The organism is Pseudonocardia sp. KRD291 (genome assembly GCF_019263595.1).
Taxonomy (GTDB): domain Bacteria; phylum Actinomycetota; class Actinomycetes; order Mycobacteriales; family Pseudonocardiaceae; genus Pseudonocardia.
On sequence record NZ_JADQDD010000303.1, the window covers coordinates 1 to 7,086 of the forward strand.

Here is a 7,086-nt window from a genome sequence, read left to right on the forward strand (position 1 = left end):
GGTCCGGTGAACGGCGTGTTGCGGGCCGAGAAGGTCGGGTCCGATCGCGCGCCGGGGAGCGGTGTCGGGCGTAGCGTGGAATCCGTGCCCGTCACACCCACAGAGCTCCCCCGCACCCTCGGCGCGCTGCGCGCGTCGGGCCACGAGCTGCGGGGCGTCAAGACCGAGATCCGCGACAACCTCCTGTCGGCCCTGCGCGAGGGCCGCGACCCCTGGCCCGGCATCGTCGGGTTCGAAGACACCGTCATCCCGCAGCTGGAGCGGGCCCTGATCGCCGGCCACGACCTCGTCCTGCTCGGCGAGCGCGGCCAGGGCAAGACCCGACTGCTGCGTTCCCTGGGCAACCTGCTCGACGAGTGGGCTCCTGTCATCGAGGGCTCCGAGCTGGGGGAGCACCCCTACGAGCCGATCGCCCCGGCCACCATCCGGCGCGCCGCCGAGGCCGGCGACGAGCTGAAGATCGACTGGGTGCACCGGTCGCTGCGCTACACCGAGAAGCTCGCCACCCCGGACACCGCGGTCGCCGACCTGATCGGCGACGTGGACCCGGTGAAGGTCGCCGAGGGACGGTCCCTGGGCGACCCGGAGACCATCCACTTCGGTCTCGTCCCACGTTCGCACCGCGGCATCGTCGCGATCAACGAGCTGCCCGACCTGGCCGAGCGCATCCAGGTCGCGCTGCTCAACGTCATGGAGGAGCGCGACATCCAGGTCCGCGGCTACACGCTGCGGCTGCCCCTGGACGTGCTGCTCGTCGCCAGCGCGAACCCGGAGGACTACACCAACCGCGGGCGGATCATCACCCCGCTCAAGGACCGGTTCGGCGCCGAGATCCGCACGCACTACCCGCTCGAGCTCGCCCCCGAGGTGGCGTTGGTGCAGCAGGAGGCCGACCTGGCCGCAGACGTCCCGAAGCATCTGATCGAGATCGTCGCCCGCTTCACCCGGCACCTGCGCGAGTCCTCGGCGATCGACCAGGGCTCGGGTGTGTCCGCCCGGTTCGCCGTGGCCGCCGCCGAGACCGTCGCCGCCGCCGCGCTGCGCCGGGCCGCGATCACCGGTGAGGACCGCGCCTACGCCCGCCCGGTCGACCTGGAGTCGGTGCCGTCGGTGCTGCGCGGCAAGCTGGAGTTCGCCTCCGGCGAGGAGGGGCGCGAGGACGAGGTCCTCGAGCACCTGCTGCGCCGGGCCGTCGCCGACACCGCCCGGTACGCGCTGCGCGGCGTCGACCTCGACGAGCTGGCGGTCGAGGTGTCCACCCGCCCGGTCCGCACCGGGGAGCGGGTCCCGGCCGCCGAGGTCGTCGCGGCGCTGCCGAAGGTCGGCGCGCTGACCGAGGTCGCGACGAAGCTGGGCGCGTCCGGCACCGAGGACCCGGGCCCGATGGCCTCGGCCGCGGAGCTGGCGCTGGAGTACCTGTTCCTGACCCGCAAGCTGGCCAAGGACGAGTCGGACGACGGGGACACGGTGTCGTATGGCTGATTCCCCGGAAGGTAGGCGACACAGCCGGCGCAGGCGCCGTTATGCCTACGGCCCATATCTGGGAGGCCCGGACCCGCTGGCCCCGCCGTTCGACATCCGCGAGGCGATGGACCAGATCGGCCGCGACGTCATGGAGGGGTCCTCGCCCCGCCAGGCCCTGCAGGAGCTGATGCGCCGCGGGATGGAGAACCGCAACGGGCTCGACGAGCTGACCCGCCAGGTCTGGGAACGCCGCCGTGACCTGCAGCGCGACAACGACGTCGACGGCACGCTCCAGGAGGTCCGCGAGCTCCTGGAGCGGGCGATGACGGCGGAGAAGGAGTCCCTGCGCAACGAGGACTCCGACGACGCCAGGTTCCGCGAGATGCAGCTCGAGGCGCTGCCGAACGACACCGGTGGTGCCGTCAGGGAACTCAACGAGTACGACTGGCGCTCGTCGGAGGCTCGGCAGGCCTACGAGGAGATCAAGGATCTGCTCGGCCGGGAGATGCTCGACCAGCGCTTCGCGGGCATGAAGCAGGCGATGGAGAACGCCACCCCGGAGGACGTCGAGCGGATCCGGGAGATGCTCGACGATCTCAACGCGCTGCTGGCGAACCACGCGCAGGGGCAGGACACGGCCGAGCAGTTCTCCGAGTTCATGGCCAAGCACGGCGAGCACTTCCCGGAGAACCCGCAGAACACCGAGGAGCTCGTCGACCTGCTCGCCGCCCGGGCCGCCGCCGCGCAGCGGATGCTGAACTCGATGTCGGCCGAGCAGCGGGCCGAGCTGATGGAGCTCTCGCAGCAGGCGTTCGGCGACCCGCGCCTGGCCGAGTCGCTGCAGCAGCTCGACGCGCAGCTACAGGGCATGCGCCCCGGCGAGGACTGGGAGGGCTCCGGTCGTTTCCGCGGGGACAACCCGATGGGGATGGGCGAGGCCACCCGCGCGATGGAGGAGCTGGGCCAGCTCGACGCGCTGGCCGAGCAGCTCTCGCAGAGCTACCCCGGCGCGCGGATGGAGGACATCGACCTCGACGCGCTCGCCGAGGCACTCGGCCCGCAGGCCGCCGTCGACGCGAGGACGCTGGCCGACCTGGAGCGTGAGCTGCAGCGTCAGGGACTGTTCGAGCGCACGCCGGACGGCTCGTTGATGCTCTCGCCGAAGGCGTTGCGCCGGCTCGGGCAGTCGGTGCTGCGCGACGTCGCCGACCGGATCGGGGGCCGTCAGGGCGAGCGGGAGACCCGCCGGGCCGGGGCCGCGGGCGAGGCGACCGGGGCCACCCGGCCGTGGGCGTTCGGCGACACCGAGGCCTGGTCGGTGCCGCGCACCCTGCTCAACGCGCAGCTCCGCAAGGCAGGCGGCGACACCCGCAACCTCGACGTGTCCGACGTCGAGATCACCGAGACCGAGCAGCGCACGCGCGCCGCGGTGACGTTGCTGGTGGACACGTCCTGGTCGATGGTGGCCGAGGGCCGGTGGGTGCCGATGAAGCGCACCGCGCTGGCGCTGCACCAGCTGATCTCCACCCGGTTCCGGGGCGACGACCTGTCGATCATCACGTTCGGCCGGCACGCCCAGACGGTGCAGCTCGGCGAGCTGGTCGGGCTGGAGGGCGTCTACATGCAGGGCACGAACCTGCACCACGCCCTGCTGCTGGCCCGGCAACGCCTGGCCCGGCAGCCGGACGCGATGCCGGTGGTCCTGGTCGTCACCGACGGCGAGCCGACCGCGCACCTGGAGCCCGACGGCGAAGCCTTCTTCGACTACCCGCCGGCACCGGAGACGATCCGGGCCACGATCGACGGGGTCGACCAGCTGACAGGGATGGACGCCCAGTTCACGTTCTTCGTGCTCGGCGACGATCCCGGGCTGGCGCACTTCATGGACCGGGTCGCCCTGGCGCACCAGGTAGGCCTTCTCCGAGCGGGTGAACGGCGCCTCCGGGTGCACCGCGCAGAGGCCCTTGCCGCGGGTGGCCTGCCAGCGGGTCTCGATCGCGTCGGTGACCATCAGGTCGGCCCGGCCGTCGGCGACCGCGTCGAAGATCGTGTTGTTGTCCGGGTACGGGACGATCGTCGCCCGGGTCAGCGTCTCGCGGGCGAACTGCTCGTTCGTGCCCCCCGGGTTGACCACGGCACGGACCTCGGGCCGGTTGATCTGCTCGACGCTCCGGTACTTGGCGACGTTCTCGCACCGGGTGATCGGGGTCTTGCCGTCGGCGAGGTAGGGGACCGTGAACGCCGCCTTCTGCGCCCGGGCCGCGGTCACCGACACCCCGCCCATCGCGATGTCGCACCGGTCGGAGACGAGGTCGCCGAGCAGGTTCGCCCAGGTCGTCGGCACGATCGTGGGCCGGGCGCCGAGGGTGGCGGCGAGGTCGCCGGCCATGTCGACGTCGATGCCGGACCACCGCCCGTCCGCGGGGTCGCGGTAGGTCAGCGGCCGGTAGTCGCCGGTGCTGCAGACGCGCAGCTCCGAGGTCTGCGCGACCCGGTCCAGGGCTGCCGGGGGCGCCGCGGGTGCGTCCGGCCCGCCGCCAGGTTCCTGCCGGGCGGCCGAGCCCCCGCACCCGGCGACCGCCAGGACGACGGCTCCCACCAGGGACACGAGCACCGACCGTCGTACCGCGCCTCGTCGCACGCGGGCACCCTAACCCGGGGTCGCGCGGGCCGGCCTACAGCCAGCCGGGCACCACGAAGATCACCCAGGTGAGCACCGGGGCGAGGACGACCATGCTGAAGCCCCACCGCATCAAGCCCCGGAACACCTGGTCGCGGCGGTCCTCGGGGGCGTTCGCCACGACCAGTGCGCCGCTGGTGGAGAACGGGCTGGAGTCGACCACGGACGACGAGATGGCCAGCGCGATGATCATCCCCACGGCGCCGATCTCGCCGCCGAGCAGGAACGGGACGGCGAGCGGGATCAGGGCGCCCAGGATCCCGGTGGTGGAGGCGAACGCGGACACGACGGCACCGATCAGGCAGATCAGGATCGCGCCGAGCAGCGGCGCCCCGATCGCGGTGACCATGTTGCCCAGCCAGTCGATCGTCCCGATCCGCTCCATCAGCGAGACGTAGGTGACGATGCCGCAGATCAGCAGCACGGTCGGCCAGGCGACCTGCCCGACGGCGGCCTTGGCCGACACGGGGGAGACCAGCGAGAGCAGCGTGGCCACGGTCAGCGCCGTGAAGCCGACGTCGAGCCCGAACGCGAGCGCGCCCACGGCGAGTGCGGCGAGACCGACCAGCGTCAGCAGCCGGTCCCGGTTCAGCGACATCACCGGGTCGTCGACGCCCGGTGCCCCCGCCGGTGCGGTGACCGTGGCGGCGGATGCCGAGGTCGGCGCGGACGCGGTGGCCGTCGCCGGCTCCGGGGCGCCCGCCGGTTCCGTGTCGGGCGCCGGTGCGGGGCCGGTGGTTCCGCCCCCCGTCGTGGACGGCGGCGTCTGCCCGGCAGGGACCTGGGTCGCCGAGGCGGTGGACCGCCCCCGGTGACCGAGCCCCAGCGACCCGGACGACCCGGTGGCCAGGGTCGCGGTGGTGATCGGGGCCAGCGGGTCGGGGTGGGCCCGGGTCAGCGGCGGCCCGGAGGTGTCCTCCCCGCTGCGGCGCAGCAGCTCCCGGCCCCCGAAGATCAGGAAGACCACGATGCTGAGCACGACGTTGAACAGGAACGAGGACACGAACAGCAGCGTCGGGTTGCCGGGCAGGTTGTTGCGCTCGACCACGCCGTTGGTGATGCTGCCGAAGATGCTGATCGGGGAGAACCCGCCCGCGCTGGCCCCGTTGATGATCAGCAGGCCCATCAGCATCGGGTTGATCCGGTACCGCGTCGCGAAGCTCATCCCGACCGGGGCGATGATCGCGACCGCGGCCGGGACCACGGCGCCGACCGCGGTGAGCGCGCCGGTGACCACGAACATCACCCAGGGGATCAGGGCGATCCTGCCGCCCACCGCCCGGACCGCGACCTGGACCAGCCAGTCCACCGTCCCGTTGCCCTTGGCGATGGCGAACAGCAGTGTGACCCCGACCAGGATGACGAACAGGTCACCGGGGAAGCCGCCGACGATGTCGTCGGTGCTCTCACCGACCACCGCGGTGCCGACGACGAACGCGGCGACGAACGCGAGCGCACCCATGTGCACCGGCAGCACGGTCGCCACCAGGAACACCAGTACGAGCGCCAGGATCGAGATGAGCTCAATCGACATGGGGGGACCCCTCGGGTCGGCATTGACGGTCGAGGTTGCGTTTCTGCCGACGACCGGACCGGGGAGCCGGCGACCGCAACAGAGATCTTCCGCATCGTGGAATACGTGTTCCGGGCACAAGTATTAGCTGCGTCACGTCGGAGCGTCAAGGCTTGGTGCGCAGCGATCCGGGTGTCGTACTCAGCGCTCGACGTCCGGCCCGGGCGCCGGATAGAGTCCACGCTGCGGTAGCAATGTTCCGCGATGCGGATAGCTACCGGGACAGCTGCGGATCACTGACCGAAGCGGGCCGGACACCGGAGGACTCACCGATGAGCTATGCGGCAGGCCGACACTTCCTGCAGATCCCCGGGCCGACCAACGTGCCCGACACGGTGCTGCGCGCCCTCTCGGCGCCCACCATCGACCATCGCGGCCCGGAGTTCGCGCGGCTCGCCCGCGAGGTGCTCGACGGCGTCAAGCCGGTGTTCGGCACCACCGGCCCGGTCGTGATCTACCCGGCGACCGGGACCGGGGCCTGGGAGGCCGCCCTGGTCAACACGCTGAGCCCGGGCGACCGGGTGCTGTGCTTCGAGACCGGGCACTTCGCCACGCTCTGGCAGGAGATGGCGCAGCGTCTCGGCCTCGAGGTGGACTTCGTACCCGGCGACTGGCGGCACGGGGCGAGTCCGGAGGTCGTCGCGGAGAAGCTCGCGGCCGACACCGCGCACGCGATCAAGGCGGTGTGCCTGGTGCACAACGAGACCTCCACCGGCGTGGTCAGCCGGGTGCCCGACGTGCGGGCGGCGATGGACGCGGCGGGCCACCCGGCGCTGCTGCTGGTGGACACGATCTCCTCGCTGGGCTCGATCGACTACCGGCACGACGAGTGGCGCGTCGACGTGACGGTGGCCGGGTCGCAGAAGGGCCTGATGCTGCCGCCGGGGATGAGCTTCAACGCGATCAGCGACAAGGCGCTGGAGGCCTCGCGGACCGCACGGCTGCCGAAGTCGTTCTGGGACTGGGGCCCGATGCTCGAGGCCAACCGGCGCGGGATGTTCCCCTACACCCCGAACACGAACCTGCTCTACGGGCTCCGCGAGGCGCTGCGCCTGCTCGACGAGGAGGGGCTGGCCAACGTGTTCGCCCGGCACACCCGGCACGCCGAGGCCACCCGTGCGGCCGTGCGGGGCTGGGGGCTGGAGGTGCTCTGCGCCGACGAGCGGGAGCACTCCGGGTCGCTGACCGCGGTGCTGGTGCCCGAGGGCGTGGACGCGGACAAGATCCGCGGGGTGATCCTGGACCGCTACGACATGTCGCTGGGCGCCGGGCTGGGCAAGCTGGCCGGCAAGATCTTCCGGATCGGCCACCTCGGGTCGTTCAACGACCTGACGCTGGCCGGGACGCTGGCCGGGGTCCAGATGGGGCT

The 7,086-nt window shown here is 72.1% G+C and carries 3 protein-coding genes and 2 pseudogenes; 3 read left to right on the top strand and 2 right to left on the bottom strand.

The genetic code is table 11. From position 1 onward, the window contains the following. Positions 1-84: 84 nt before the first annotated feature. Positions 85-1,482 carry a sigma 54-interacting transcriptional regulator gene (locus I4I78_RS27810; RefSeq protein ID WP_218614464.1) on the top strand — a complete coding sequence of 466 codons (1,398 nt, stop codon included), beginning with the start codon at positions 85-87 and terminating at the stop codon, positions 1,480-1,482. Continuing rightward, a pseudogene (locus I4I78_RS33075) lies at positions 1,475-3,361 on the top strand (VWA domain-containing protein); the annotation flags it as partial. The gene I4I78_RS27810 and the pseudogene I4I78_RS33075, both read left to right, overlap by 8 nt. 348 nt (positions 3,362-3,709) lie before the next feature. Here I4I78_RS33075 and I4I78_RS34335 read toward each other — a convergent pair. Next, positions 3,710-4,105 (bottom strand): annotated as a pseudogene (locus I4I78_RS34335) (transporter substrate-binding domain-containing protein); the annotation flags it as partial. A gap of 34 nt (positions 4,106-4,139) precedes the next feature. Further along, positions 4,140-5,678 carry an SLC13 family permease gene (locus I4I78_RS27820; protein WP_218614465.1) on the bottom strand — a complete coding sequence of 513 codons (1,539 nt, stop codon included), beginning with the start codon at positions 5,676-5,678 and terminating at the stop codon, positions 4,140-4,142. Positions 5,679-5,989: 311 nt separating this feature from the next. Between I4I78_RS27820 and I4I78_RS27825 the strand changes: the two genes are divergently transcribed. Next, a partial coding sequence (locus tag I4I78_RS27825) for an alanine--glyoxylate aminotransferase family protein (RefSeq protein WP_218614466.1) occupies positions 5,990-7,086 on the top strand: 1,097 nt, incomplete at its 3' end.

Bases quoted from the DNA above. Each gene is read 5' to 3' on its own strand.
- I4I78_RS27820 (WP_218614465.1), bottom strand. From the start codon at position 5,678: ATGTCGATTGAGCTCATCTCGATCCTGGCGCTCGTACTGGTGTTCCTG.